This window comes from Devosia lacusdianchii (genome assembly GCF_022429625.1).
In the GTDB taxonomy this organism is placed as follows: domain Bacteria; phylum Pseudomonadota; class Alphaproteobacteria; order Rhizobiales; family Devosiaceae; genus Devosia; species Devosia lacusdianchii.
Genome location: NZ_CP092483.1, coordinates 4,064,608 through 4,090,898 on the forward strand (window position 1 = coordinate 4,064,608; position 26,291 = coordinate 4,090,898).

General features: G+C 63.8%; 25 protein-coding genes. 12 read left to right on the forward strand and 13 right to left on the reverse strand.

What is annotated here, in order from left to right; all coding sequences use genetic code 11:
* The first annotated feature begins 38 nt into the window (after positions 1 to 38).
* The 9 genes from rsfS (at position 39) to MF606_RS20055 (ending at position 7,039) form a co-directional block, all read left to right on the forward strand.
* Positions 39 to 365: a ribosome silencing factor gene (rsfS, locus tag MF606_RS20015; RefSeq protein ID WP_240231084.1), complete on the forward strand. Its 327-nt coding sequence runs from the start codon at positions 39 to 41 to the stop codon at positions 363 to 365.
* 57 nt (positions 366 to 422) lie between these two features.
* Positions 423 to 905 (forward strand): 23S rRNA (pseudouridine(1915)-N(3))-methyltransferase RlmH, encoded by a 483-nt coding sequence (rlmH, locus tag MF606_RS20020; protein WP_240231085.1) that lies wholly within the window; start codon positions 423 to 425, stop codon positions 903 to 905.
* A 43-nt stretch (positions 906 to 948) separates the two neighbouring features.
* A complete protein-coding gene (locus MF606_RS20025; protein ID WP_240231086.1) occupies positions 949 to 1,209 on the forward strand; it encodes a type II toxin-antitoxin system Phd/YefM family antitoxin in 261 nt (86 codons plus the stop codon).
* Positions 1,206 to 1,589: a type II toxin-antitoxin system VapC family toxin gene (locus MF606_RS20030; RefSeq protein WP_240231087.1), complete on the forward strand. Its 384-nt coding sequence runs from the start codon at positions 1,206 to 1,208 to the stop codon at positions 1,587 to 1,589. The genes MF606_RS20025 and MF606_RS20030 overlap by 4 nt, the downstream gene beginning before the upstream one ends.
* Positions 1,590 to 1,690: 101 nt before the next feature.
* The gene (locus MF606_RS20035; RefSeq protein WP_240231088.1) at positions 1,691 to 3,130 is read left to right on the forward strand and encodes a murein hydrolase activator EnvC family protein; all 1,440 of its coding nucleotides are present in this window, start codon (positions 1,691 to 1,693) and stop codon (positions 3,128 to 3,130) included.
* Between the two features lie 7 nt (positions 3,131 to 3,137).
* Positions 3,138 to 4,595, forward strand: a complete 1,458-nt coding sequence (locus MF606_RS20040; RefSeq protein WP_240231089.1) for a S41 family peptidase — start codon at positions 3,138 to 3,140, stop codon at positions 4,593 to 4,595.
* Positions 4,596 to 4,678: 83 nt separating this feature from the next.
* A complete protein-coding gene (locus MF606_RS20045) occupies positions 4,679 to 5,803 on the forward strand; it encodes a divergent polysaccharide deacetylase family protein (protein ID WP_240231090.1) in 1,125 nt (374 codons plus the stop codon).
* An 8-nt stretch (positions 5,804 to 5,811) separates the two neighbouring features.
* Complete coding sequence (locus MF606_RS20050; RefSeq protein ID WP_240231091.1) at positions 5,812 to 6,351, forward strand: RNA pyrophosphohydrolase; 540 nt, start codon at positions 5,812 to 5,814, stop codon at positions 6,349 to 6,351.
* Between the two features lies 1 nt (position 6,352).
* Positions 6,353 to 7,039, forward strand: coding sequence for an aspartate/glutamate racemase family protein (locus MF606_RS20055; RefSeq protein WP_240231092.1), 687 nt, complete (start codon positions 6,353 to 6,355; stop codon positions 7,037 to 7,039).
* Here MF606_RS20055 and MF606_RS20060 read toward each other — a convergent pair.
* The 12 genes from MF606_RS20060 to MF606_RS20115 all read right to left on the reverse strand — a co-directional run bounded on the left by MF606_RS20060 (position 7,036) and on the right by MF606_RS20115 (position 22,643).
* A complete protein-coding gene (locus tag MF606_RS20060) occupies positions 7,036 to 8,907 on the reverse strand; it encodes a methyl-accepting chemotaxis protein (protein WP_240231093.1) in 1,872 nt (623 codons plus the stop codon). The genes MF606_RS20055 and MF606_RS20060 overlap by 4 nt on opposite strands.
* A gap of 55 nt (positions 8,908 to 8,962) precedes the next feature.
* Entirely contained in the window at positions 8,963 to 9,559 is a 597-nt protein-coding gene (locus MF606_RS20065) for a hypothetical protein (RefSeq protein WP_240231094.1), read from the reverse strand.
* 105 nt (positions 9,560 to 9,664) lie between these two features.
* Positions 9,665 to 11,572: a methyl-accepting chemotaxis protein gene (locus tag MF606_RS20070; protein ID WP_240231095.1), complete on the reverse strand. Its 1,908-nt coding sequence runs from the start codon at positions 11,570 to 11,572 to the stop codon at positions 9,665 to 9,667.
* Between the two features lie 72 nt (positions 11,573 to 11,644).
* Positions 11,645 to 13,801, reverse strand: coding sequence for a methyl-accepting chemotaxis protein (locus MF606_RS20075; protein ID WP_240231096.1), 2,157 nt, complete (start codon positions 13,799 to 13,801; stop codon positions 11,645 to 11,647).
* Between the two features lie 218 nt (positions 13,802 to 14,019).
* Positions 14,020 to 14,445: a F0F1 ATP synthase subunit epsilon gene (locus tag MF606_RS20080; protein ID WP_240231097.1), complete on the reverse strand. Its 426-nt coding sequence runs from the start codon at positions 14,443 to 14,445 to the stop codon at positions 14,020 to 14,022.
* A 58-nt stretch (positions 14,446 to 14,503) separates the two neighbouring features.
* Positions 14,504 to 15,943 (reverse strand): F0F1 ATP synthase subunit beta, encoded by a 1,440-nt coding sequence (gene atpD / locus MF606_RS20085; protein ID WP_240231098.1) that lies wholly within the window; start codon positions 15,941 to 15,943, stop codon positions 14,504 to 14,506.
* 15 nt (positions 15,944 to 15,958) lie between these two features.
* Complete coding sequence (locus MF606_RS20090; protein ID WP_240231099.1) at positions 15,959 to 16,846, reverse strand: F0F1 ATP synthase subunit gamma; 888 nt, start codon at positions 16,844 to 16,846, stop codon at positions 15,959 to 15,961.
* Positions 16,847 to 16,870: 24 nt separating this feature from the next.
* Positions 16,871 to 18,406: a F0F1 ATP synthase subunit alpha gene (gene atpA, locus MF606_RS20095; protein ID WP_240231100.1), complete on the reverse strand. Its 1,536-nt coding sequence runs from the start codon at positions 18,404 to 18,406 to the stop codon at positions 16,871 to 16,873.
* Positions 18,406 to 18,966 (reverse strand): F0F1 ATP synthase subunit delta, encoded by a 561-nt coding sequence (locus MF606_RS20100; RefSeq protein WP_275693103.1) that lies wholly within the window; start codon positions 18,964 to 18,966, stop codon positions 18,406 to 18,408. The genes atpA and MF606_RS20100 overlap by 1 nt, the downstream gene beginning before the upstream one ends.
* A gap of 388 nt (positions 18,967 to 19,354) precedes the next feature.
* The gene (locus tag MF606_RS20105) at positions 19,355 to 21,523 is read right to left on the reverse strand and encodes a primosomal protein N' (protein ID WP_240231102.1); all 2,169 of its coding nucleotides are present in this window, start codon (positions 21,521 to 21,523) and stop codon (positions 19,355 to 19,357) included.
* Between the two features lie 61 nt (positions 21,524 to 21,584).
* A complete protein-coding gene (locus MF606_RS20110; RefSeq protein WP_240231103.1) occupies positions 21,585 to 22,265 on the reverse strand; it encodes a L,D-transpeptidase in 681 nt (226 codons plus the stop codon).
* Positions 22,266 to 22,328: 63 nt separating this feature from the next.
* Positions 22,329 to 22,643 (reverse strand): hypothetical protein, encoded by a 315-nt coding sequence (locus MF606_RS20115; protein WP_240231104.1) that lies wholly within the window; start codon positions 22,641 to 22,643, stop codon positions 22,329 to 22,331.
* Positions 22,644 to 22,844: 201 nt separating this feature from the next.
* Here MF606_RS20115 and MF606_RS20120 point away from each other — a divergent pair, with 201 nt between their 5' ends.
* Positions 22,845 to 23,036, forward strand: a complete 192-nt coding sequence (locus MF606_RS20120; protein WP_240231105.1) for a hypothetical protein — start codon at positions 22,845 to 22,847, stop codon at positions 23,034 to 23,036.
* A gap of 40 nt (positions 23,037 to 23,076) precedes the next feature.
* On the opposite strand, the gene MF606_RS20125 is transcribed toward MF606_RS20120, so the two are convergent.
* Positions 23,077 to 24,054: an omptin family outer membrane protease gene (locus MF606_RS20125; RefSeq protein ID WP_240231106.1), complete on the reverse strand. Its 978-nt coding sequence runs from the start codon at positions 24,052 to 24,054 to the stop codon at positions 23,077 to 23,079.
* A gap of 80 nt (positions 24,055 to 24,134) precedes the next feature.
* On the opposite strand from MF606_RS20125, the gene MF606_RS20130 reads away from it, so the two are divergent.
* Together MF606_RS20130 and MF606_RS20135 are read left to right on the forward strand one after the other, a co-directional pair.
* On the forward strand, positions 24,135 to 25,064 hold the full coding sequence (locus tag MF606_RS20130; RefSeq protein ID WP_240231107.1) for a tyrosine recombinase XerC: 930 nt from the start codon (positions 24,135 to 24,137) through the stop codon (positions 25,062 to 25,064).
* Positions 25,065 to 25,311: 247 nt separating this feature from the next.
* Positions 25,312 to 26,253: a DMT family transporter gene (locus MF606_RS20135; RefSeq protein ID WP_240231108.1), complete on the forward strand. Its 942-nt coding sequence runs from the start codon at positions 25,312 to 25,314 to the stop codon at positions 26,251 to 26,253.
* Positions 26,254 to 26,291 lie beyond the last annotated feature (38 nt).

Sequence of the window (26,291 nt, forward strand, 5' to 3'; positions counted from 1 at the left end):
ACACCGTTTCCCCGTCCGAGGCCCCTCCGGAACGCCCCATGATCGATGTGATCCTCGACTGCCTTGACGATGCCAAGGCCGAGGAAATCGTTGCCGTCGACATTACCGGCAAGTCCTCGCTGGCCGACCATATGGTCGTCGCCTCTGGCCGTTCGCAGCGCCATGTCGGCGCCGTGGCCGACCAGATGGTCACCGCCCTGCGCGATGCCGGCTTCGGCAAGCCGCGTATCGAGGGCCTGCCCCATTGCGACTGGGTGCTGGTGGATGCCGGCGATGTCATCGTCCACATTTTCCGCCCCGAAGTGCGCGAGTTCTACAACATCGAGAAGATGTGGCAGGCCGATTTCGCCGCCGACGCCCACTAGGCTGACTGCGCAACTGGACCTCATGGTGAGCTTGTCGAACCACGAGGTCGTGGCACAATGCGCATAGCGATCGCGGCTGTCGGCCGAATGAAGGCCGGGCCGGAGCGGGAATTGGTCGCCCGCTATCTCGATCGCGCAGTCGGCGGCGGCAAGCCGCTGGCCCTGACCGGTTTCGATGTCATCGAACTCACCGAATCGCGCGCCTCCTCCTCGGCCAGCCGCAAGGCTGACGAGGCCAAGGCCCTGCGCGCCGTCCTGCCCGACGGCATCGTGGTGGCGCTCGACGAGCGCGGCAAATCCATCGGCTCGGAGCCATTCGCTCAGCAGATCGGTCGCTGGCGCGACGACGGCCGCCCTGCCGTCAGCTTCATCATCGGCGGCGCCGATGGCATCGATCCCGACCTGGTCAAAGCCGCCGACCTGGTGCTGAGCTTCTCGCCCATGGTCTGGCCGCATCAACTGGTCCGCATCATGCTGGCCGAGCAGCTTTATCGAACCACCACAATCCTGAGCGGGCACCCGTACCACCGCGGCGATTGAATTGGACCATCTGATGGTCTATATTTTGCAGGCGAGGTGCAGCATGGAAATCTCCGTTACCAACGCCAAGAGCCAATTGACCGACCTCGTCCGACAGGCGGAGGCAGGCGGCGAGGTCGTGCTCACGCGGCACGGCAATCCAGTTGCTCGACTCGTGCCCATAGCTCCCGCACGGCTGACGCCGGAAAAACGTCGCGCGGTACTAGAATCCTTCCTTGGCATCGGCAAGATCAGCGACGGCGACGGCACCGACGCCGCCCACAGCCAAGACTTTCTCTACGACGAAAACGGCCTGCCCAAGTGATTGTCGTCGATACCTCGGCATTGATGGCCATCATCAACAACGAACCGATGGCATTAGCCTGTATAGCCGCGCTTGAAAACGCAACGATATTGGTGATCTCCGCTTCCACCATGTCTGAGGCCCTGATCGTCGCCACCGGGCGCGGTATCCTGCCTAAAATGGAGGACCTTTTCGAAAGGATGGATTTCGAGATCGTGCCCGTTGATGCCGCCACGGCAAAGCAAATGGGAAAAATCTACAGCTCCTGGGGCAAGGGCATTCACCCCGCTGGCCTCAATTTCGGCGATTGCTTTGCCTATGCCCTCGCCAAAGACCGCAACTGCCCTCTGCTCTTCGTCGGCAACGACTTCTCCCAAACCGATGTCGTCAGCGCGATCTGACCCATGACGTTATGGTTAAGCAACGTTAACCTGCGGTTTTCCAGCAGCTTGCTATTGTGCCGCGATTGATTCGGGCGCGCCGCGCCTGTGCTGGAGACGTCATGGCGCTGAGGCCGGGCAAGAGATTGGGCAGGAAGCTCGGCGTGATGCTGGCCGGCATGCTGTTGGCCGGAACCGCGACACTGCCGCTGCTGGCCCAGACGGAAGCGCCTGCCCCCGCCACCGAAACCACTCCCACCCCTGCCGATACCGCTGCGCCACCGGCCACCGCGCCGACCCCTGCAGTCGACGGCACCCCGCCCGCCGAAGCGGCAGCGCCTGCTGCTCCAGCAGAGCCAGATCCAGCCGCCGCGCAGGCCGATCTCGAGGCCGTCGAGGCCTCGATCAGCCTCAGCCAGGAGCGCATCGACGAGCTCAAGGCGGAGATTGCCGCCATGGAGGGCGACAGCACCAAGCAGAACGCCGCCCTCATCGCCGCGGCGCAGCGCGTCAAGCTGGCCGAAATCGAGGTCGCCGATGTCGAGGAGCGCCTGTCGGAGCTCATCGTCTCCGAACTGGAAGTGCGTGGCCGTCTCGACGGTTCCAATGCCGAGATCGCTAATGTGCTGGCCGCGCTCGAGCGCATTTCGCTCAATCCGCCACCGGCATTGATCGTCGACCCCGATGACGCGCTGGGCTCGGCCCGCAGCGCCATCCTGATCGCGGCGATCGTGCCGCAACTGCGCGCCAAGGCCGAAGCGGTCACATCAGACCTGCAGACGCTCACCGATATCAAGGTCGCGGCGCTGGCCGAGGAGGCGACGCTCAAAGCCAATTACGCCGTGCTCGAAGAAGAGCAGCTCCGCATCGCCACCCTGATCGCCGCCCGCAAGCAAGGCATTGGCGTGCGCAGCGCCGAGCTGGCGGCCGAGGAGCAGGAAGCCGTGGCGCTGGCAGCCCGGGCCACCACGCTCAAGGAGCTGGTCACTTCGCTTTCCGAACAGCTCACCTCGGTATCGTCCGCCGCAGCTGCTGCCGACGCCGCGGCCGATCCCGACGCACCGTCGATGACACCGGAAGCCATAAGGGTAGCGCTCGCCAATAGCGCGCGCACTGAACCGGCCGTGCCGTTTGGCCTGGCCAAGGGCTACCTCACCATGCCGGCCAATGGCGTCAACGTGGTCGATTATGGCGCCGGCGATGGCTTTGGCGGCATCAGCCAGGGCCTGTCGATTGTGACCCGCGCCGAAGCGCAGGTGGTCGCGCCGGCCGATGGTTGGGTCTTGTATAAAGGCCCCTACCTCAATTACGGCCAAATCATCATTCTCAATACCGGGCAGAACTACACCGCGCTCCTGGCTGGCCTTGAGACTGTGACAGTCGATATCGGCCAGTTCGTGCAAATGGGCATGCCGCTCGGCACGATGGGATCACGTACAATTGGGCGCACCGTTACCACCAATGCTGGCGCCGCCCAGCCGACCCTCTATATTGAACTCCGACAGAACAACGAGCCCGTCGATCCTACCGGATGGTGGGCGACCCCGACACAGAGTGGATAGAACCCTCATGCGCCTTACTGCCCTTCGCGCCACCCCCCTACGTGCCTTGGCCGTCATTCTGGCGCTGTCGCTGCCCGCGGGCCTGCTGATCGCCCAGGAAGAGCCTGCACCGGCGCCAGTAGAGGAAACCCCGGTTCCCGCCGAGCAGCCCGCACCTGCCGAACCCGCGCCCAGCGGCGAAGAGCCCGAGCCGACCCCGGCCGAGGAAGCCGCCGCGCCCCGCGATCCGCTGGAGATCTACGCCGACCTCAATCTCTTCGGCGAGATTTTCGACCGCATCCGTGCCGAATATGTCGATCCGCCGGATGAGCAGGAGCTCATCCGTGCCGCGATCCAGGGCATGCTGACCTCGCTCGACCCGCATTCTGGCTACCTGCCACCCGCCGACGCCGATGACTTCCGCGAGGACACGTCGGGCGAATTCGGCGGCCTGGGCATCGAAGTCACCATGGAAGAGGGCATCGTCAAGGTCGTTTCCCCGATCGACGACACTCCCGCAGCCAAGGCCGGCGTCATGGCCAATGACCTGATCATCGCCATCGACGACGTGCAGGTGCAGGGCCTGACCCTTGATGATGCCGTCGCCAAGATGCGCGGCCCGCTGGGCACCTCGGTCAAGATCACCATCGCCCGCGAGGGCGTGCCCGAGCCGCTGGATTTCGAATTGACCCGTGCCACCATCGCCATGCGCGCCGTGCGCTGGACCATGGAAGGCGGCGAGGCCGAAGGCGAAGGTGACGTCGCCGTGCTGCGCCTGAGCCGGTTTTCCGAGCAGGCCTTTGTCGGCATCGAAAAGGCCATCAAGGACGTCTATGAGGCCCGTGACGGCGTAGCGCCCAAGGGCATCATTCTCGATCTGCGCAACAATCCCGGCGGCCTGGTCGATCAGTCGGTCTATGTCGCCGATGCCTTCCTCAAGCAGGGTGCGGTCGTGCTGACGCGCGGCCGTATTCCGGAGGAAAGCGCCCGCTACGACGCGCAGCCCGATCCGCTGGATGCCCAGATCGCCGACGTGCCGGTGGTGGTGCTGATCAATGGTGGCTCAGCTTCGGCTTCCGAGATCGTCGCCGGCGCCCTGCAGGACCACAAGCGTGCCACGCTTGTCGGCACCCGCTCCTTCGGCAAGGGTTCGGTGCAGTCGATCATCTCGCTCGGCCCCGATGGTGCCATGCGCCTGACCACGGCCCGCTACTACACGCCCAATAACCGCTCCATCCAGGCGCTGGGCATCACGCCCGATATCGAGATCAAGCAGGTCGTTCCCGAGGAGTTCCAGGGCCGCGACGAGATCATCGGTGAAGCTGGGCTGGCTGGTCACATCACCATCGAAGGCCAGGAAGAGACCAGCGTCGGCTCTTCGGTCTATGTCCCGGTCGAGAAGGCTGAAGATACCCAGTTGCAATACGCAATCCGCCTGATCAACGGCGAAGAGACCAACGAGGCCTTCCCGCCCAAGGCGGAATGATTGCCGGCTGTGCTATGAAATTGTGGGGGCGAGGCGGCTGATTCGCTGCCTCGCCCCTTGGCTTTTCCCGGGACGAATGACCGATGGCCGATGACCTGACAACGCCGCTGACCGGCCGCAAGCGCAAGCCTGGCGCCAGGCTGCAATTGCCGATCGCGCGCATCCTGTTTGGCCTCCTGGCGCTGATCGGCATCGGCTTCGTGCTACGCTTGGTGCTCGTCGATGATCCCAATGGGGGACGCCCCACCGAGGAAGTGGCGATCACCTCGACCCGCAATGCCAATGAAGTGGCTAACGCGGTGGCGAGCGGCCCCGTCACCATCACGGCCGACCCCCAGCAATACCCCGCTGACGGCTCGGTAACCGCAGTGGAAACCGGCACCACCGGCGCCGATTCCATTACCGGCCTGCCCAACGTCTACGGGGCGCTGCCCGATCTCAGCGAAGAGACCTCCGACGGCCCGATCCCCCGTATTTCGGCCACCGGCCTGACGCCGTTCTCCGCCTATGCCCGCCCGGCCCAGAGCGACGTTGCCAGCGGCCGCCCGATGGTCGCCATCGTCGTCACCGGCCTCGGTATCAACGAACAGGGCACGCTCGAAGCCATCGACCAATTGCCCGACCAGACCACGCTGGCCTTCGCGCCCTACGGCAAGACGCTCTCGACCACTGTGGCTGCTGCCCGCGCTGCCGGCCACGAAGTACTGCTCGAAGTGCCGCTCGAACCCTTCGACTACCCGCAAAACGATCCCGGTCCCCAGACCCTGCTGACCGGCGAACCGCCGCGCGCCAATCTCGACAAGCTGTTCTGGCTCTTGGCGCGCTTCGGCGGCTATGCCGGAGTCATCAACAATATGGGCGCCCGCTTCACGGCTTCGGCCGCCGATTTCTCCCCCATGATGGAGGAGCTGGGCGCACGCGGCCTCGGCTATCTCGATGACGGCTCGTCCAATCGCTCCCTGGCGCCCCAGCTCGCTGCCGGCAACAAGGTGCCCTTCTCTCGTGCCGATCTGATGATCGACGCCAATCCGTCCCGCCAATCCATTCTGTCAGCGCTTGCCAGCCTTGAAGCCAAGGCGGTGGAGAATGGCCAGGCAATTGGTATCATAAGCGCTCTGCCCATATCGATCGCTGCCGTCACCGAATGGTCGCGCGAGCTCGAGGCCAAGGGCATTGTGCTGGTGCCAGCCAGCGCCCTGATGAAATAGAGTTTCCCATGTCTACTGATCGTCCCAGCCGCGAATCCCTGCCCTATCGTGATTGCGTGGGCATTGCCGTGTTCAATGCCGAGGGCAATGTCTTCATCGGCCGTCGCAAGCCCGACAACGACAGCGAAGACCGCTCGGAAGTCGAAGCACCCTGGCAGATGCCGCAAGGCGGCATCGACAAGGGCGAGGACCCGCTGCGCGCTGCCTTGCGCGAACTGCAGGAAGAAACCAGCATCGTCACGGTGAGTCTGCTCGCCGAAGCGCCCGAGTGGATTTATTACGACCTGCCCGACGAAGCCCTGGGCATTGCCCTCAAGGGCAGGTATCGCGGCCAGCGCCAGCGCTGGTTCGCCTTCGCCTTCACTGGCAGGGATAGCGAGATCGACGTGCTGTCGCCAGGCGGCGGCAAATTTCCCGCCGAGTTCGACGCCTGGCGCTGGGAGCGGCTGACCCGCACGCCAGCATTGATCGTGCCGTTCAAGAAGGACGCCTATGACAAGGTCGTCGACGCCTTCGCCGATATCCCGCAGCGCTTCACCCACGTCTGAAATGAAGACCATCGGCCTCATTGGCGGCATGAGCTGGGAGTCGACCGCCCACTATTACCGCGTCATCAATCAGGAAACCGCCGCCCGCTTGGGCGGGCTACATTCCGCACCGCTGATCGTCCACTCGGTGGATTTCGCCCCGATCGCAGCGATGCAATCGGCCGGCGACTGGGACGGCGCCGGGAGTGAGCTGGCAGCCATAGCCAAAGGACTGGAACAGGCTGGGGCCGAAGTGATCGGGCTTGCCACCAACACGATGCATATCGTCGCCGATCAGATCATCGCCGCGACATCAGTGCCCTTCGTCCACATCGCCGATCCGACCAGCCAGGCGCTGCTCGATGACGGCTTCGAGACGGTGGGGCTGCTGGGCACCCGCTTCACCATGGAAATGAGCTTCTACCGCGACCGGCTGGCCGAGCGCGGCCTGACCGCGCTCATCCCCGAGGTCGACCGCACCAATCTCAATGGCATCATCTATGACGAGTTGTGTCGGGGTATCGTGCGGGAGGAGTCACGCCGCATCTACATGACCGCGATCGACCGCCTGGCCGCGCGCGGCGCCGAGGCCGTGATTTTGGGATGCACCGAAATCACCATGCTGATCGACGATTCCGTAAGCCCGCTGCCGGTCTACGATACGACCGACCTGCACGCCAAATCACTGGTCACGGCTGCCCTGGCCTAGGCGACCCGCCGCTTGCGCTCGCTCATCGCGGGGGCATCGATGGTGAAGATCGAGACGATCTGGTCGAGCTCGCTGGCTCGCGCCTCGGTCTGCTCGATCGCCGCATTGGTTTCTTCCACGAGAGCGGCGTTGTGCTGGGTCATCTCGTCCATGGTGCGCACGGCAATATTGACTTCGTCGATGGCGTGGGCCTGATCGCGGCTGGCCCGCGCTATGCCCTCGAGCACATCCGTATTCTCACGCACGGCCTCGCGTACACCCGATAGCCGTTCTGAAGCTTCGGCAACCAGCCGCGAGCCGGCAGCGACTTCTTGGACCGAGCGGTCGATAAGCTGCTTGATCTCCGACGACGCTCCCGCGGCCGATTGAGCCAGGCGCCGTACTTCCACGGCCACCACCGCAAACCCCTTGCCGGCATCGCCGGCTCGGGCCGCCTCGACCGAGGCATTGAGCGCCAGCAGATTGGTCTGGAACGCGATGTCGTCGATGAGCCCGATAATGTTGGAGATCTTGGCCGACGATTCGGTAATCCGTTCCATCGCCTCGGTGGCCCGGCTCATCACTGCGCCGCCCTCCTCCGCCGATAGCCGCACGGCTTCCGCCTTGGTGCTGGCGGCCGATGCGTTGGCGGCATTGCGCTCGACGGTCTGCGCCAGTTGCTCGACCGCAGCCGAGGTTTCCTCGATCGTTGCCGCCTGCCGGGTGGTGCGCTCACTGAGATCGTTGGCGCCGCTCAGAATTTCGCCGGTCGCGGTCTTCAGCGAGCGCGACGTGTGCCGGATCTGTGCCACCACCTGCGTCAGCTGCTCGCTGACCTTGTTGGTGCTGTCCTTGAGGGCGCCGAAGGCGCCACGATAGTCGCCTGTCATCCGCACCGTCAGATCGGTATCGGCCAAGGCGGCCAGCACCTGGCCGGTTTCGCTGAGCCCGGCATCGACCGTGGCGACAAGATTGTTGACGCTGGCGGCCAGTGCGTTGAGTTCATCATCGGGAAAATCAGCGCCGACACGCTGGCCGAAATCGCCGGCGACAGCGGCATCGACCACGGCACCGAAAGCCGCCCGCAACGACGTCATCATGGCGCTGCGATCCTGACTGGCTCGCGCCAGTCTTGCCGTCTCGCTGGCATTCATCTCACCCATGCGGACGCCATTGTCGCGGAACACGGCGACAGCTCGGGCCATCTCGCCCAGCTCATCGCCTCGGCGCGTACCATCGACGCTCTCGACCGAAGCCGGGTCGTCGGCAATGCGGCTGGCAACCCGCACCAGCCCCAGCAGCGGACCGGTGACGCTGCCACGGATGAACACATAAAGCGCAACGGTCATCACAGCGATCACGGCAATGCCCGCCAGCGCTGCGGTAATCAGCGTCTGGCTTTGCCGGGCCAGGCTATCGCTCATGTCCCAGGCAAAGGCGGCCGTACCCACCACGGCCAGTTCCGGACCAAAACGCGCCGGCACCGCGACGTAGGCGATGGCGCCTTCCGACTGGCTCTCGACCACACCGCTTGCGGCCGAGCGCGCCGCTACCGCCGCCAGCGCATCGGCATTATCGCCGGCTTCCGCCGTGGTGGCGATCAGTTCCGATTGCAGATTGTAGCTGGCGCCGGCGGCGAATTGCTGGCCTAACGATTCCTTGAGGCCCTCATAGGCGGCCAGCACCGCATCGGCCTTGCCGAACCGGATGCCGCCGGCAAGCTGGGCCGTACCCGCCACCGACACAGTGATATTGGCCCGCTCCAGCTCGGCCCGCAGCAGAGCCGCATTCTGCGTCGCGCCCACATAGCTGATGGCGGCCGTTCCGATGATCAGCGCCAGCAGCACGATGCCGACGATCTTTTGCGTGAGGGACAGCTTGAGGGCCATGGTCGGTGATCTCTAATTCAGTGGAGGGGCGGCCGCCGAAACGGCCACCCAGGGTTCAAAGCATCGAGACGTCGACGCCAACGGTAATGGCGCCGATCAGTGCGCCGGTCGCCGGATCGGTGACCGGCACCGAAACCTGGCTCTGGAAGATCTGCGTGCTTTCGTCCTGTTCGATCTCCCCGAGATGAACGGCGCCGGCGCCGACCCCATAGCTCTGGGTGAACTTGTCCTCGTCGCCCTGCCAATAATCCGAGGTCAGCGTGCTCTGGGCCACGTTGAGGCCCTTGGCATCCATGGCGAATATCTCGGTAAATTTGCCCGCGCTCGCTTCCTGGATGCCCGCGAGATATTGCGAGGCTGCATTGCCGAGCGTGGCATCGATCAGCGGCTTGCTGGCAGCGCCGACCTCGGCGCGCCATTGCGCGTCCAGTGCATCGATCTTGGCCTGATCATAGCTTCCCGTCGTGCCGTTCTGCGCCACGATAGCGGCCACCAATGCCGGATCGGCGGCGAAAGCGGCGATCTTGCCCTTGGCGAGCTCGGTCAGCGGCGCGGTAAACTCGTCCTGCGCCACCGTAGTGGCGGCATAGGCGATCCCCGTTGCGAAAGTCAGAGCGACCAGGCTTGTGCGGATGCGGGATAGGTGGGGCATTTGGGTACTCCTCGACCCGGTTTGTCCGGGCATTGTCAGAAAGCATGGCGTGTTGTCGTAAACAGTCGATGAAAACATTCTTGCGAGGAACATATCCATTCGATTCTACGCTGCGTGCCGCGCCTGCGCATCCGAGCCAAGCTTGAACACCGCGACGATCCGGTCGAGATCGGTTGCCTGCGCCTCGGTCTGCTCGATTGCGGCATTGGTCTCCTCGACTAGAGCCGCATTGTGCTGTGTCATCTCGTCCATGGTGCGGACCGCGACATTGACCTCGTCGATCGCCGAAGCCTGCTCGCGGCTGGAGCGGGCTATGGCATCGAGCGCGTGATGGTTCTCGATCACCGATTTGAGCATGTCGGCCAGCTTCTCGGCCGCCTGCGACACCAATCGGGACCCACCGGCCACCTCGCCGACGCTCTGCTCGATCAATGCCTTGATGTCAGCCGAGGCACTGGCGGCCGATTGCGCCAGCCGTCGCACCTCCACCGCCACCACCGCGAAACCCTTGCCGGCATCGCCTGCCCGCGCCGCCTCGACCGACGCGTTAAGGGCCAGCAAATTGGTCTGGAAGGCGATATCGTCGATCAGGCCGATAATGTTGGAAATCTTCGACGAGGATTCGGTGATGCGCTCCATGGCGTCGGTGGCCTTGTTCATCACCGCCCCGCCCTCCTCGGCGGTCTGCGACACGCCGGCGGCCAAACGACTGGCAGCCTCGGCGCGCCCCGCGCTTTCGCTCACCGTGGAGGCCAGTTGCTCCATGGCCGCGGAGGTTTCCTCGATCGTCGCCGCCTGCCGCGTGGTGCGCTCGCTGAGATCATTGGCGCCCGCTAGGATTTCTCCGGTCGCCGTCTTGAGCGCAGCCGATGTATGGCGCAACTGGCCGACAATTTCGCTCAGGCGCTCCGCCACCGCGTTGGTGTCGGTCTTGAGCTGGCCAAAAGCGCCGCGATAGTCGCCCCGTACGCGCTGATCGAGTTCGGCCCGCGCCAAGGCCCCCAGGACCCCGCTGGTCTCGGTCAGACCGTTGTCGACGACGCTGACGAGATCGTTGACCGCCCCGGCCACCTCGCGCAGTTCGCCATCATCGAAGCCGGTATCGACCCGCCGGGAGAAGTCGCCGGCCGCCGCGGCGCCCACCACAGCGGCGAGGCTACGATTAAGCTGGGCGGACTGTTCGACGCGCCGCGCCGTCTGCTCGGCCGTGGCATTCGCATTGGCGGCCAGCTCGGCCCGGTTGCGCAGCGCATCGCGGAACACACCCAGCGTCGAGGCCATTTCCGCCATTTCATTGACCGGTTGCTGCTCCGGCACGGCGACGTCGAGTTGGCCCTCGGCCAATCCCTGCATGCTCGATGTCATCGCGGTCATGGGCTTGACGATAAAGCGGCGGCTGAGCAGCAGCATGGCCCCGGCCAGAGCCACGATCACCGCCAGGCCGGCAAGGCTGGCGAGCCGCGACATCATTGCCGCCGAGCTCGACTGCGCGTTGTTGCGCACATTGCCCGCCTCGATCGTGTCGGAGACCCCTTCCATGGCGTCCTCGAGAATACCGAAGCTGGTTTCGAAATCCGGCAGCGCCGCCTTCGCCGCATCCACCTGCCCGGACGCGGCCTGCTCCACGATGGCGCCTGCGGACGCGATATAGGCTTGCAGCGGTTCGGCTACGCCATCCAGCGCCGCCCGGATATCGGACGGGAGCGCCAGCGCATTCTGGGCCTCGATGGCGCCAGCAAAGCTGTCGCCGTATTCGATGATTTCGGCGCTCGTCTCTTCCGCCATCGCCGCGTCACCGATGGTCGCCGCATAGAGCGAGCGATAGACGACACCGCGCATCGCGTCATGCATCATGTCCGCGAACATCTGCTCGCGCATCGAGCTCATCAATGTCGTCGATTCGTCGCGCGCTGCCTCGAAGGTGCGCCCGACGAGGAAACTCGACCCGATCAGAAATGAACCCGTTAGCAGAACCGTGCAGCAGACGCCGGCAACAATGGTTCCAAAGCGCATGTCGAATACTCCGCATCATCTACGGATATTCCAACACATCATGCTTAACGAATCGTCAGAAGCCCTCGAATGCTAAGCGACACGTTGTATCGGCGTGGTAAGCATCTGAGGCTCCAGAGTAAATATTGCCACGACGCGGTCCAATTCGCTGGCTTGCGCTTCAGTCTGCTCAATCGCGGCATTGGTCTCTTCCACCAGCGCGGCATTGTGCTGGGTCATCTCGTCAAGGGTGCGCACCGCCACCGACATCTCGTCGATCGACGCCGCCTGCTCGCGGCTGGCATGAGCGATACCATCCACGAGAGAACTATTCTCATGCGCGGCCGCCAGCATCTCGGCTAGGCGCGCCGAAGCATCCGAGACCAGCTTGCTGCCCGTCCGGACCTCATCGGCTGATTGCTCCACCAGCGCCTTGACGTCGGACGACGCGCTGGCGGCGGACTGGGCCAACCGGCGCACTTCGACCGCCACCACGGCAAAGCCCTTGCCGGCATCGCCGGCGCGCGCCGCCTCCACCGAGGCGTTGAGGGCCAGAAGATTGGTCTGGAAGGCGATATCGTCGATCATGCCGATGATGTTGGAGATCTTCGATGAGCTGGCAGTGATGCGCTCCATGGCATCATTGGCCTGGTCCATCACCGCACCGCTTTCGGCGGCGGCCCGCGACACGGCCTGCGCCTTGCCGGCGGCGTCCTGTGCCATCTTGGCATTGCCGGCCACGGTTCCGGCCAGTTCGCCCATGGCCGATGTCGTTTCCTCGATAGTCGCTGCCTGTCGGTTGGTGCGCTCGGAAAGATCGTTGGCGCCGGAGAGGATTTCGCCGGTCGCCGCCTTGATGGCGCGAGAGCTGGTCTGCAACTGGCTCACCACGTCGGCAAAGCGCTCCACCGTGCCATTGAGGGCCTGCCGCAAGTCCTCGAATTCCGGCTGGAAGACGGTATCGATCGTTGAGCTCAAGTCGCCCTCGGCCAGCTTGGCGAGTCCAGCGCCAATGGCGGCGACCGCTTGCTTGCGGGCGGTCACATCGGTGGCGAACTGCACGATCTTGTAGGGTGCACCGTCGAGACCCAGGATTGGACTGAATGTGCTCTGGATCCAGATTTCGCGGCCATCGCTGGCCCTCCGACGATACTCGCCGCTCTTGAACTGACCTTCGGCCAATTCGAGCCAGAACTGACGATAGCCAGGCGAGGACGGATCGACGTCAAACAGGAACTGCGCATTGGGGCGCCCTTTGACCTCGGCTAGGCGGACGCCCATCAGTGCCAGGAAATTCTCGTTGGCAGTGATCACCTCGCCGGTGAGGCTGAACTCGACGACCATTTGCGAACGCGAGATCGCGTCGAGCTGGCCCGTATGGTCGGCAGCGGCTACCAAATGCCGGCCGGTTTCTTCCCCCAGTTCGGCCACACGTTGCGCGCTGGCGCGGAACACTTCCACCGCGCGCGCCATGGCGCCGATCTCGTTGCGCCGTCCGACATAGGGCACTTCGGCATCCAGCTTCCCTTCCGCGACGGCGCTCATGACATTGGACAGGCGCGGAATAGGCTGGGTCAACAGGCGCGAGAGCAGCAGCGCCATAATGCCGATCACGAGCAGGGCTGCGCCACCGACCACGACCAGCATGACGAGGTTGTGCCCCACCACTGCTTCGATGGGCGCTCGCGCGACCGCGATCAGCAGAGCGCCGATCACCGTGCCGTCGGCCATGGCGATCGGCTGATAGAGCGTGAAGTAGTCGACGCCATTGATGGTCTCTTCCGCATGCACCGCCTGGTTGGCTGTCACGGCGTCGAAGAGCGGCGTACCGGCAAGGATAGGCGTATCGAGCATCCGCTCACCATCGGCTTTCAGCAGGCTCGACGTGCCGACATTGAAGTCGGGACCCACTTCGGCGTCAAAGACATAGATCGCAGCATTCTGCCCGGCCACGCGGGCAATGGTGTCGATCACATCGTGGGTGCGAAAGCGCGGCATGGATCGCATGGTCAGCCCCGCGACACTCCCCGCCTCATCCGAGATCACTTCGAGGCTTGGCAGGTTGACCTGCAGGATGGCCGCGCTGATCCGCGTGGCGCTGGCTATTTCCTTGGCCGCGTTCGTGCTGGCCGTATTGGAGAGGCTGATGAAGAGGCCCAGCAGGACCGCGCCGATAGCGATGGCGATCGAGCAGACAGCCATCGCAGCGATGGCGGTGGTCAAGCGAATATTGCCGAGAATCGAGCCCATTCCTGTCCCCAAAATCCCCACGTCTTTTCTGGACGCGGCCAGCCTCACCCGGCGAGAGACTGGGACGATTTCATTAAGCTTCGGTTGATGGGTGGCGCAGTTGATAAGCAGATCGGATCATTGCCTACCGCTTAGGCAAATAGAGCCCTTGATTGCACATAACAAAATGCCCGCGGACCACTGATCCGCGGGCACAAAAAAACATTGAAAGACGTCGCTTAGTGGACGTGGCCACCATTGATCTGACCGGCCTCGATGGCCAGGTTCAGCAAAGCGCTGACGATTTCCTGCGCATAAGACTTGTCTTCGGGCGTCGCTGCCGCCGCCAGCTCGGCTTCCGCAGCCTTGATCTGTGCCGACAGGTCGGCGTGATCGAATTCGGCAAATGGGGCCGACTGCTCCGCGAGAATGGTCAGACCCTCGGGCGATACGTCAGCGAACCCGCCCTTGACGAAGAAGATTTCGTCGCGGCCGCCAAGGCCGTTCACGGTGATGAAACCGGGGCGCAGCGTCGTCATGAATGGCGCATGGTCATCCATGACGGTGAAATAGCCTTCAGTGCCCGGCACGGTGACCGAGCGCACGACTTCCGACAGCACCAGCCGCTCGGGCGACACGATCTCGATCTTGAGGCCTTCAGCCATTTTTTTGGTCCCTTAGCGGAGGATGGGGCTCGCCGCGTACGACAAGCCCGATAGCCAATTAAGCAGCCTGTGCGGCCAGCTTCTGGGCCTTCTTGACGGCGTCTTCGATGGTGCCGACCATGTAGAAGGCGGCTTCCGGCAGGTGATCATACTCGCCGGCAACCAGGCCCTTGAAGCCCTTGATGGTGTCTTCGAGCTGGACGAACACGCCGGGCGAACCGGTGAAGACTTCGGCCACGTCGAAGGGCTGGCTCATGAAGCGTTCAACCTTACGGGCGCGCGCCACGGTGAGCTTGTCCTCTTCGGAGAGCTCATCCATGCCCAGGATGGCGATGATGTCCTGCAGCGCCTTGTACTTCTGCAGCACTTCCTGAACCTTACGAGCGACTTCGTAATGTTCCTGGCCAACCACGTTCGCATCGAGAATACGCGAGTTGGACGCCAGCGGATCAACGGCCGGGTAGATGCCCTTTTCCGAGATGGCACGGTTCAGCACGGTCACGGCGTCAAAGTGGGCGAACGAGGTCGCCGGCGCCGGATCGGTCAAGTCGTCGGCGGGCACGTACACGGCCTGCACCGAGGTGATCGAACCCTTGTTCGTGGTGGTGATGCGTTCCTGCATCGCGCCCATATCCGTTGCCAGCGTCGGCTGATAACCCACGGCGGACGGGATACGACCCAGCAGAGCCGACATTTCGGCGCCGGCCTGGGTAAAGCGGAAGATGTTGTCCACGAAGAACAGCACGTCCTGGCCCTGGTCGCGGAAGTTCTCGGCGACGGTCAGACCGGTCAGAGCAACGCGGGCGCGCGCGCCTGGGGGCTCGTTCATCTGGCCGAACACCAGGGCGCACTTTGAACCAGCGGACGAGCCACCGTTCTCTGCGGGATCCTTGTTCACGCCCGATTCGATCATTTCGTGGTAGAGGTCGTTGCCTTCGCGGGTGCGTTCACCGACGCCGGCGAACACCGAGTAACCACCATGCGCCTTGGCGACGTTGTTGATCAGCTCCTGGATCAGCACGGTCTTACCCACGCCGGCGCCGCCCATCAGGCCGATCTTGCCGCCACGAGCATAGGGAGCGATCAAGTCCACGACCTTGATGCCGGTCACGAGAACCTGAGACTCAGGGTTCTGCTCGGCAAAGCTCGGAGCATCCTGGTGGATTTCGCGCCTGGCTTCACCCACGATCGGACCAGCTTCGTCGATCGGCTCGCCGATCACGTTCATGATGCGGCCCAGGGTCGCTTCGCCAACCGGAACCGTGATGGCGGTGCCCAGATCGATCACTTCGGCGCCGCGAACGAGGCCTTCGGTGGTGTCCATGGCAATGGTGCGCACGGCGTTTTCGCCGAGGTGCTGCGCCACTTCCAGCACGAGGCGCTGGCCATTATTGGTGGTTTCGAGAGCGTTCAGGATCGCGGGCAGGTGGTCGTCGAAAACGACGTCCACGACAGCACCGATGACCTGCGATACGCGACCGGCCTTTTTCTCTGCCATTTGTTTGTCCTTCGCTTAGAGCGCTTCCGCGCCCGAAATGATTTCGATGAGTTCTTTGGTGATTTGGGCCTGGCGCTGGCGGTTATAGCTCAGCTGCAGCTGACCGATCATTTCGCCGGCGTTCCGGGTCGCATTGTCCATCGCGGACATCTGCGCACCATAGAACGAGGCGCTGTTTTCCAGCAGGGCCCGAAGCACCTGGACCGCAATATTGCGCGGCAGCAGGTCTTCCACGATTGCTTCTTCGCTCGGCTCGTATTCGTAAGGCACAGCCGATGCTTCGGCGGCGCCTTCGCCTTCCGGCTTTTCCAGCTTGGCTGGGATCAACTGCTGTGCCGTCGGCACCTGGCTGATCACCGAACCGAACTTGGCGAAGAACAGCGTCGCCACGTCGAATTCGCCCGCGTTGAACATGGCCAGCACCTTGTCCGCCACCAGCTGGGCCTGGGTAAACCCGACCTGCTTGATATCGCGGAAATTGAAGGTGTCGACGATTAACTGCGGATACTGGCGCTTGAGGATGTCGTTGCCCTTGCGGCCAACGGTCAAAATCTTGACCGTCTTGCCCTGGCTGATCAGCTTGGCAGCGTGCTCACGAGCGAGGCGTGCGATGGACGAGTTGAAGCCACCGGCCAGGCCACGTTCGCCGGTTGCGACGACCAGCAGATGCACTTGGTCCTTGCCCGTGCCGCCCAGCAGTACGGGAGCATTTTCCTGACCATCATAGACCGCACCAAGAGCCGCGAGCACCTTGCCCATGCGCTCGGCATAGGGACGGGCCGCCTCGGCTGCTTCCTGGGCACGGCGGAGCTTTGCCGCCGCAACCATCTGCATGGCCTTGGTGATCTTCTGGGTCGACTTGACCGAGTCGATGCGGTTCTTGAGGTCCTTTAGCGACGGCATGAGTTCGTCGTCTCCTTCAAGCCCTTAGGCCGCGTAGGTCTTCTTGACGTCGTCGAGCGCAGCCTTGAGCTGGGCACGGGTGTCGTCGCTCAGCGCCTTTTCCGAAGCAATGGTGCCGAGCAGCGCCGCATACTTGCCACGCAGAGCCGACAGCACGGTCTTCTCGAAATCGGCAACCTTGTTGACCGGCAGCGAGTCGAGATAGCCATTGGCGCCGGCAAAGATCACCGCAACCTGCTCTTCCATCTTGAGCGGGCTGAACTGCGGCTGCTTCAGCAGCTCGGTCAGGCGTGCACCGCGGTTCAGCAGGCGCTGGGTGGCGGCGTCGAGGTCCGAACCGAACTGGGCAAAGGCCGCCATTTCACGATACTGGCTGAGCTCGCCCTTGAGCGAGCCGGCAACCTGCTTCATCGCCTTGACCTGGGCCGAGGAGCCCACGCGAGACACGCTGAGACCAACGTTCACCGCCGGGCGGATGCCCTGGAAGAACAGGTTGGTTTCGAGGAATATCTGACCGTCGGTGATCGAGATAACGTTGGTCGGGATATAGGCCGACACGTCGTTGGCCTGGGTCTCGATAACCGGCAGTGCCGTCAGCGAACCAAGACCATGGTCTTCGTTCAGCTTGGCAGCGCGTTCGAGCAGACGGGAGTGCAGGTAGAACACGTCGCCCGGATAGGCTTCGCGGCCCGGCGGACGACGCAGCAGCAGCGACATCTGGCGGTAGGCAACGGCCTGCTTGGTCAGATCGTCATAGGCGATCACGGCATGCATGCCATTGTCGCGGAAGAATTCACCAATGGCGCAGCCGGTGAAGGGTGCGATGTACTGGAGCGGTGCCGGGTCGGACGCGGTTGCGGCGATGACGACCGAATACTGCAGCGCGCCGGCTTCTTCGAGCTGACGCACGAACTGGGCAACCGTCGAGCGCTTCTGGCCGATCGCGACATAGATGCAGTACAGCTTGTCGGTTTCCGACGCGTTGGCGTCGTGGGCCGGCTTCTGGTTGAGGAAGGTGTCGAGAATGATCGCCGACTTGCCGGTCTGGCGGTCACCAATGATCAGCTCGCGCTGGCCACGGCCGATCGGGATCAGCGCGTCGATGGCCTTGAGGCCGGTCGACATCGGCTCGTGCACCGACTTGCGCGGCAGGATGCCGGGAGCCTTGACGTCGACGCGGCGACGCTCGGTGTGCTCGATCGGGCCCTTGCCATCGATCGGGTTGCCGAGGCCGTCGACCACGCGGCCGAGCAGGCCCTTGCCGACGGGAGTATCCACGATGGCGCCGGTCCGCTTGACGACGTCGCCTTCCTTGATCGAACGGTCATTGCCGAAGATCACGACGCCGACATTGTCGGTTTCGAGGTTCAGCGCCATGCCCTTGATGCCACCAGGGAACTCGACGAGCTCACCGGCCTGCACATTGTCGAGACCATAGACGCGGGCGATACCGTCACCGACGGAAAGCACCTGACCGACTTCGGAAACCTGGGCTTCCTGACCGAAATTCTTGATCTGGTCCTTGAGGATCGCAGAAATTTCCGCGGCTTTGATGTCCATTATCCGACCTCTTTCATGGCGATCTTCATCGCAGCGAGTTTTGTCTTGAGGGAGCTGTCGATCATCTGGCTGCCGACCTTCACCTGAAGGCCGCCAATCAGCGATGCATCGACGAATTGGTTGAGCGTAACGGTCTTGCCGATCTTGGCCTTGAGCGTCTCGGCCAGGGCCTTGACCTGTTCGCCGGTGAGCGGCGCTGCCGAGGTCACATCGGCGGTCACTTCGTCACGGGCTTTGGCGGCCAGTTCACGGAAGCCGGTAATGATGGCGTCGAGCGCGAAGAGGCGGCCGTTCTTGGCGACCAGGCGCAGGAAATTGGCGACCAGCGGATTGGTCTTGGCCTTGGCCAGCAGCGCATCGAGCGCCTCGGCCTTGTTGTCGGCGGTGATGACGGGCGACCGCAGGAAGCGCGAGAAGTCAGCACTTTCCCCGATCAAGCGGGAAACGTCGGAAAGCGACGTCTCGACCGATGCCAACTGGTTCTCGCTGGAGGCGAGATCGAACAGAGCCGACGCATATGGCCGGGCGATCTGGGTAAGCACTGAATTCTGCGCTGCCAATGCCGCTACACCCTCTAGGTTGCCTGCCCGCTTCGCCGCCTGTTTTCTCTGAGGAAACCCGGGCGGTTGCCGACGCTAATTCTTGTCTGGGAAAGAGGCCGTCCGGAGACCCCTTCAAAGTCGCGCCCGCTCTAGCACAAGGCCCGCGCGGCTTGCAAGGCTCGGGGGCGTGATTCAAATGCGGCGAAAGTGTCGCAGGCTCCGCCGGTGGTCGGCGCAGCCGATCGAAGTCTCCATTGGAGACTTCGAAACCAAGGAGGCCGCGAGAGCTGTGCTCGAGTGGCGGGTACCGTCCCTCACCTCAAATCGCTCCAGTGAAGCGATTTGAGGTGAGAAGGCCATGAGCGCTCGAATGGCGGCGAAGGGAAGCCACCAACCCGCATCCTGGCTACATGAAGCTCATTGGATCGATGTCGACCTGCACGCGCAGATTGCCCGTCACCTTCTCGGCCGAACCGAGCCAGAATCGCACATAGCCGGAAAGATCGAAATCCTTGCCCGATTGGGCCAGCAGGCGCACGCGATGCCGGCCGCGCACCATGGCGATCGGCGCGTCGGCCGGGCCAAACAGGCGGACTCCATCGGCCATCGGCGCGGCTGACAGCAGCTTCTTGGCATATCCCATCGCCACCGGATGCTCGTTGGCCGAGACGATCAGCGCCGCAAGCCGACCGAAGGGCGGCAGGCCACCCGCTTCGCGCGCCGTCAATTCGTGGGCGTAGAAGGCCTCACGATCGCCGGTCACCATGGCGCGCATGACAGGGTGATCGGGATGATAGGTCTGGAGGAAAGCCTTGCCGGTCTTGGAGGCGCGGCCGGCACGGCCGGCCACCTGGGTCAGGATCTGGAAGGTCTTTTCCGCCGCCCGTGGATCGCCATGCGCCAGTCCCAGATCGGCATCGAGCACGCCGACCACCGACAGCTTCTCGAAGTGGTGTCCCTTGGACACCAGCTGTGTGCCGATAATGAGATCGAATTCCCCACGCTCGATCTCGGAGAATCGCTCGCGCAATTGCGCATTGCTGCCCATGTCCGAAGACAGGATCACCCGGCGCGCATCCGGAAACCGCGCCGCCGCCTCTTCGGCGACTCGCTCGATCCCCGGCCCGACGGCGATCAGCGCATCGACCTCGCCACACTCGCCACACGCCTTGGGCGTACGGATTTCGTGCCCGCAATGGTGGCACATCAACACGCCGCGGAAGCGGTGCTCCACCATCCAGGCCGAACAGTCCGGGCATTGATACTGATGCCCGCACGACCGGCACAGCGTCAGCGGGGCATAACCGCGGCGGTTGAGAAACAGCAGCGCCTGCTCGCCCCTGTCGAGCGCCCCAAACACCTCGCGCGCCAGTTGCGGCGCGATCCATTGGCCTTTTTCGGGACCGTCGATCCGCATGTCGATGGCCGTGATATTGGGCATTGCCGCTTCGGCGAAGCGGCTGGTCAGCAGCACATGCGCGTAGCGCCCGCTATTGGCATTGTTGCGCGTTTCGACCGACGGCGTCGCCGACGAGAGGATCACGCGGGCGTTGCTGAGATGCGCCCGCACCACCGCCATGTCGCGAGCGTGGTAGGTAATGCCATCGGCCTGCTTGTAAGCCCCGTCATGCTCCTCATCGAGCACCAACATGCCAAGTTCGCGAAACGGCAGGAACAGCGCCGAGCGCGCGCCGACCACCGCCCGCACCGTGCCATCGAGCACCCCGCGCCACACCTTCGCCCGTTGTGCCGGCGTCATGTCGGAATGCCACTCGGCCGGCCTGGTGCCAAACCGCTTGGTGAAGCGGGAGATGAACGTATTGGTTAGGGCAATTTCCGGCAGCAGGATCAGCGCCTGCCGCCCCACCCGCAAGGTATCGGCCACCGCCTCGAAAAAGACCTCGGTCTTGCCGCCGCCGGTGACGCCATCGAGCAAGGCCACGCCGAACTGATGCGGATCGAGCGCGGTGATCTCATCCAGAGCCTGTTGCTGGGCCACCGACAGTGTCGCCACGGCGCCATCCGGGTCGGGCGGCAGCACCACGGGCGGTGCCGGCATTTCGAGCCGTTCGATCGCCCCTGCCCGCTCCAGTCCCTCAATGACAGACGGCGAAACCCCGGTCGCGCCAACCAGCGCCGCCTTGGGCCAGGCCATGTCGTCCATCAGCGCGTCAAGCACCCGCAACCGCGCCGGCGTCAGCTTTTCCGGTTCATGCCCGGTACGGCGAAACGCCACTACCGGCTTCGGCGTATCGAGCGCCTCGGTAGAGCGCAGCACTGCCCGCAAAACTTGGCCCGGCGCCGCCAGCGTATAGCGGGCGACCCAGTCGACCAGCTTCAGCAATTCCTCGCTGAGCGGCGGCACATCATAGGCCACGGCGATATCGCGCAGCCGGTTATGCGCCACCATATCCTTGGGCGGACCCCAGACCACACCCAGCGTCAGCCTTGGCCCCAGTGGCACGGCCACGATCGAGCCGCGCGTGACCTGCATTCCGGCGGGCACACGATAGCTGTAGGGCGCCTCGACGGCGACCCCCACCATGACGGCAACGATGTCGGGACGGTCTTCCATCTGTGCCCGTTCTGTTCACTGCGCAACATAGGCATCGCGCAGTGATTCTGCGACCCGGCGTTCAGATCACCACCAGCGTCGAACCGCTTTTGACATTGTCATAGAGGTGGATGATGTCCTGCTGCAGCAGGCGCACGCAGCCGCTGGACACCGCTTTGCCGATCGAACGCTCGTCGGGATTGCCGTGAATGCGGTAGATCGTGTCGACATTGCCCTGATGGATATAGAGCGTGCGCGCGCCCAGCGGATTGTCGATGCTTGGCGGCATGCCGCGCCGATATTGCTCCAGCTCGGGCTGGCGATCGATCATTTCGGACGGAGGCGTCCAGGTCGGCCATTCGCGCTTATAGGCGATGTGGGCGCGGCCCGACCAGGCATAGCCGTCGCGACCGATGCCGACGCCATAGCGGGTGGCCATGCCATTCTGGCCGACGTGATAGAGGAAGCGATTGGGCGTATCGACAATGACGGTTCCCGGCTTTTCGCCGCTTGGATCAGCAACCTCCTGCCGCCAATAGATCGGATCGACCAGCGACATGTCGGCGGCGCGCAGCGGGAATTGCTCGGTGGGGACAGCGGCGTACATCAGCTGCACGTCGAGCGGCACCGGGTGGCGCACTTCCGCCGGGACGGCACTGGCGACGCGCTGCGGGGTGGTGGTCGCGCAACCCGCAAGGACGAGGGCGGAAAGACTGGCGGCGCCGGCCAGGAACTGGCGGCGGCCAAGGGCAAGACTGGTCATAACAATACTCGGATGATCGGCCCGGTGGCCGAGGACAGGGAAGGGTGAAGGAGAGACCGTGGATCAGCCGTGTCGTGGCGGCGGCAGTTCGGCCTCGGGCGCCTGCGCCGCCAGCGGCGGCAGGCCCGCATTGCGGCCCGGCCGATAGTCTGTCGGCGGCTCGGCCACCGGCAGGGGACCGGTGATGACGCCCAGATCGGGATGGCAGGGCAAGACTCGCTTGCCGCCCAGCGACTTGCAGCTCAGCACCTTGGCCGGAGCCGCTTTGGAGACTTGCGTTTCGCCAACCGACCACACTGGTCCGGTCACGCCCATGCCAAGCGAGACACTGGGCGCGCTCAGGGCCACTATGGCCACAACAAGGGCAAAAATGCTCATGAGACGCGTCATGGACCCGCCTTAACGCGGCTGCGCCTCACGCGAAAGACCGCTCACACCAGCGTGTAGCGCCCTGAGGCGACTGGCCCGCGAAGTGATGCAAGCAAGCCACAGGGCTGGTTTCGGCCGGAGCCATTTGCCTGCTGACAGACCCTGTCAGGGGCTGGGCGCAGGATGTCTCTCCAAGCACAGGAGGATGACATGACACAGATGATCGATCGCCTGCCGGCAACCGACGACCTGGTTGCCATCGCCGAGCGGGCCAGCCTTTACCAATTGCTGCAATCCGCCTTGCGGCGGCAGCGGCGCGGGCAGGAATTGCCCTCGCGCCTCTATCGCGATGTGGGCCTGCCGCCCAGCCAATGGCCCGACTTCACCCCGCGTTGCCGCTGATGCCCGCGTCGCACCTGCCGGCTAGGCCGGCCCCGCGAGCTCAGAATGAACCGTGCAAGCCAGCCGTGATCTCGGCGCTGCGCAAGGCGCCGGCGGCCGTGTCGGGATTGCTGGCGAGCAGATTGCCGCTGGGAATATTGTAGATCTCGGTATCGCCGCGCTGTTCGAAAATATGATCGTATCGCGCGGCCAGCGTCACCTCGACATTGGGGCTGAGCGCAAAGCCCACATCGGCGCCGGCGGTAAAGGTCGGCGCTACATAGAGCGAATCCACGAAATGCAGATCACGCATCCAGTGGTCGTCGGTGGCGACCGACAGGAAGGTCACGCCGCCCCGCAACAGCCCGCCCAGACGCACATTGCCATACCGCTCTTCGCCGTCAAAGCCGAGGAACAGCTCGGGAAACTGCTGCCGGTAGCTGATGCCGGGCACGCCATCGGGAAAGGTGCCGTTGAGGTCGCGGAAACCGCCGGCGCTGCTATAGGAATAGCTGCCGCCATAGGCGCTCCACTTGACGTCGGTATATTTGAAGCCGGCATGCGCCCGCACGACGGCGGTCTCGTCATTGACCAGTTCATAGCCGAACGCCGCGGCGCCGGTGAAATAGTGGTCGAGATTGGTGTCGGGATGCTGGCTGCGATGCGACCAGTTGTCGAAGGTGTCGTCACCCTTCAGCCAGTCGTAGTCTTCCATATAGCTGGTGCCGAAAGCGGCGACACTGCCTTCGGCCCGCACGCTGAAGCCGGAGCCGACATCTATGGCGATGCTACCCCGCAGTACCGGGACCTTGCTCTGCCAGATCAGGTGGCTGACAGTGTAGTCGCCGCTCATCACCTTCTCATTGCCCTCGATATAGGCGGCGCCGATGCCCACATCGAGGCGCACGGTGTCATCAGGCGTGGCGTAGGTGGCGGGCTGGGAATTGCCCCAGAAGTCAGTGGACTGCGCAACCGCTGCAGGCGTCATCGTGGCCAAAGCCACGAGGCTCACGCCGAATGCTGGTATCGATCTGGTCATCCCTAGCCCCTTCTGGTCGGGAATAACCATGGCTGGCCGGGGTTAAGGATGGGTTTACCATAGGGAGTGAGACTACGTTAATGGTCGATTCCGCCTTCGCTACCGATGAATTCATCCGCGCCCAGATCGGCGCCTGGCAACGCGAGCTGGGCTCGGTGCGGCGCCTTGCTGCCAATACGCTCGAAGCCTATTCCCGCGACCTTGATCAGTTCCTGCAATTCCTGGCCGGCCATGCTGGCGGCCCCGTAACCCTCGGCACGCTTAAGGAACTGCGCGGCGCCGATATCCGCGCCTTCATGGCCCAGCGCCGTAGTGACAGCCTAGGCTCGCGCTCGCTGGCGCGGGTACTGTCGGCGCTCAAGAGCTTCTTCCGTTTTCTCGAGCGCGAGGGCGTGGTGGCGACCGAAGCCCTCAACGTCATCCGCACGCCCAAACTACCCAAATCCCTGCCCAAGGCGCTGACCGTGATCGAGGCCAAGCGCACCATTTCGGCCACCGAAGAGTTGGAGGAGCGGCCTTGGGTCGCCGCGCGCGATATGGCGGTGCTGTCGCTCTGCTACGGCGCGGGCCTGCGTATTTCCGAGGCCCTGGCGGTTACCGTCGGCGACCTCGACAGCCAGGTCATCCGGGTCACCGGCAAGGGCGGCAAGGTGCGCATGGTGCCGCTGATCGAGGCGGTGCGGAAGGCGATCGACCTCTATCTCGAGCTCTGCCCGTTCAAGTCCTGGCCGGAGGAACCGCTGTTTCGCGGGGTCAAGGGCGGCGTGCTGTCGCCGCGGCTGATCCAGATGCGGGTGGCGCAACTGCGCGGTGCGCTCGGACTGCCGCAATCGGCCACACCGCATGCGCTAAGGCATTCATTCGCCACGCATTTATTGGCGCGAGGCGGCGACCTGCGCGCCATCCAGGAACTGCTGGGCCATGCCAGCCTCGCCACTACCCAGATCTATACCGCCGTCGATACCGACCGACTGCTGGACTCCTATCGCAAAGCCCATCCGCGCGGTTAGCGCCATACCCCATTCGATGGAACGGCCAATATCGTGCCGAACGGATATCACCATGTTGGACTTGTCAGTCCCATATTGCCGGCAGTACGACACCGTAATGCACTCGTCCGCCAATCTCCTCCTTACGATCTGGCTTTCTGGCTCCATCCGGGACCGGAACGAGCGCTGACGTCCAGCCCTTCGTCTCACCGGCCCGCCTTCAGGCGCGACGGTGATCTGGCAGGCGGGCTCCTCAGGAACTCGCCTCATGACGACCACCACTGCAGCCCAGAACGGCAATGACCCCATCGGCTACGCCTTTGCCGTAGCCGGGGCCATCCTATTTTCGACCAAGGGCATTTTTATCAAGCTCGCCTACGCCCACGGCGTCAGCACCGAAATGCTGCTGAGCCTGCGCATGCTGGTGGCGCTGCCGGTCTACCTGGTCATTCTGGTCACCATCCTGCGGCGCGAGGATAAGTTGGTGCGCGCGCTGACACCCAGGATTGTGCTGACCAGCATGGCGGTCGGCATTCTGGGCTATTATGTCTCGAGCTATCTCGATTTCCTCGGGCTCAACTTCGTCAGCGCGCAATATGAGCGGCTGGTGCTGTTCACCTATCCCTTCTTCGTCGTGCTGTTCGGCGTCTGGTTCTTCGGCGATCGCATGGTCTGGGCCGTGGTGCCGGCCATGCTGGTCTCCTATGGCGGCCTGGTGGTCATCTTCGGCTGGAATCTCGCCATTAATCCGGACGGGCTGGTGATCGGCTCGCTGCTGGTGCTGGGCTCTGCCATTACCTTCGCGCTCTACCAGCACCTGGCAAAGCGACAGATGCTGGTGCTCGGCTCGGCTTTGTTCACTTGCATCGGCATGTCGACGGCGGCCGTCTGCGCGATCGTGCAGAACCTGGTGCTATCGGGCCCGGGCAGCTACCTGACGCTGGCGCCGGAAATCTGGGCCTATGGCCTGGCGCTGGGGGTGCTCGGCACCGTACTGCCTAGCTTCCTGATGAATGCCGGCATGGCCCGCATCGGCGCCCGCGCGACGTCCTCGACGGCCGCCTTCGGCCCCATCGTCACCATCATCATCGCCGTCATCGTGCTGTCGGAACCCTTCACCATCTTCCATGCCATCGGCACGGCGCTAGTGCTGGCCGGATCGGTGCTGTTTGCCCGGGCCGAGCGGCAGGCCCGGTACCGGGTCAAATGATTCTCGCGCAAAGGCTTTTGACTGCCGCAAAGCCGCTG

Coding starts and splice junctions, on each gene's coding strand:
- rsfS (WP_240231084.1), top strand. CDS start 39: ATGATCGATGTGATCCTCGACTGCCTTGACGATGCCAAGGCCGAGGAA.
- rlmH (WP_240231085.1), top strand. CDS start 423: ATGCGCATAGCGATCGCGGCTGTCGGCCGAATGAAGGCCGGGCCGGAG.
- MF606_RS20025 (WP_240231086.1), top strand. CDS start 949: ATGGAAATCTCCGTTACCAACGCCAAGAGCCAATTGACCGACCTCGTC.
- MF606_RS20035 (WP_240231088.1), top strand. CDS start 1,691: ATGGCGCTGAGGCCGGGCAAGAGATTGGGCAGGAAGCTCGGCGTGATG.
- MF606_RS20040 (WP_240231089.1), top strand. CDS start 3,138: ATGCGCCTTACTGCCCTTCGCGCCACCCCCCTACGTGCCTTGGCCGTC.
- MF606_RS20045 (WP_240231090.1), top strand. CDS start 4,679: ATGGCCGATGACCTGACAACGCCGCTGACCGGCCGCAAGCGCAAGCCT.
- MF606_RS20050 (WP_240231091.1), top strand. CDS start 5,812: ATGTCTACTGATCGTCCCAGCCGCGAATCCCTGCCCTATCGTGATTGC.
- MF606_RS20055 (WP_240231092.1), top strand. CDS start 6,353: ATGAAGACCATCGGCCTCATTGGCGGCATGAGCTGGGAGTCGACCGCC.
- MF606_RS20060 (WP_240231093.1), bottom strand. CDS start 8,907: ATGGCCCTCAAGCTGTCCCTCACGCAAAAGATCGTCGGCATCGTGCTG.
- MF606_RS20065 (WP_240231094.1), bottom strand. CDS start 9,559: ATGCCCCACCTATCCCGCATCCGCACAAGCCTGGTCGCTCTGACTTTC.
- MF606_RS20070 (WP_240231095.1), bottom strand. CDS start 11,572: ATGCGCTTTGGAACCATTGTTGCCGGCGTCTGCTGCACGGTTCTGCTA.
- MF606_RS20075 (WP_240231096.1), bottom strand. CDS start 13,801: ATGGGCTCGATTCTCGGCAATATTCGCTTGACCACCGCCATCGCTGCG.
- MF606_RS20080 (WP_240231097.1), bottom strand. CDS start 14,445: ATGGCTGAAGGCCTCAAGATCGAGATCGTGTCGCCCGAGCGGCTGGTG.
- atpD (WP_240231098.1), bottom strand. CDS start 15,943: ATGGCAGAGAAAAAGGCCGGTCGCGTATCGCAGGTCATCGGTGCTGTC.
- MF606_RS20090 (WP_240231099.1), bottom strand. CDS start 16,846: ATGCCGTCGCTAAAGGACCTCAAGAACCGCATCGACTCGGTCAAGTCG.
- atpA (WP_240231100.1), bottom strand. CDS start 18,406: ATGGACATCAAAGCCGCGGAAATTTCTGCGATCCTCAAGGACCAGATC.
- MF606_RS20105 (WP_240231102.1), bottom strand. CDS start 21,523: ATGGAAGACCGTCCCGACATCGTTGCCGTCATGGTGGGGGTCGCCGTC.
- MF606_RS20110 (WP_240231103.1), bottom strand. CDS start 22,265: ATGACCAGTCTTGCCCTTGGCCGCCGCCAGTTCCTGGCCGGCGCCGCC.
- MF606_RS20115 (WP_240231104.1), bottom strand. CDS start 22,643: ATGAGCATTTTTGCCCTTGTTGTGGCCATAGTGGCCCTGAGCGCGCCC.
- MF606_RS20120 (WP_240231105.1), top strand. CDS start 22,845: ATGACACAGATGATCGATCGCCTGCCGGCAACCGACGACCTGGTTGCC.
- MF606_RS20125 (WP_240231106.1), bottom strand. CDS start 24,054: ATGACCAGATCGATACCAGCATTCGGCGTGAGCCTCGTGGCTTTGGCC.
- MF606_RS20130 (WP_240231107.1), top strand. CDS start 24,135: ATGGTCGATTCCGCCTTCGCTACCGATGAATTCATCCGCGCCCAGATC.
- MF606_RS20135 (WP_240231108.1), top strand. CDS start 25,312: ATGACGACCACCACTGCAGCCCAGAACGGCAATGACCCCATCGGCTAC.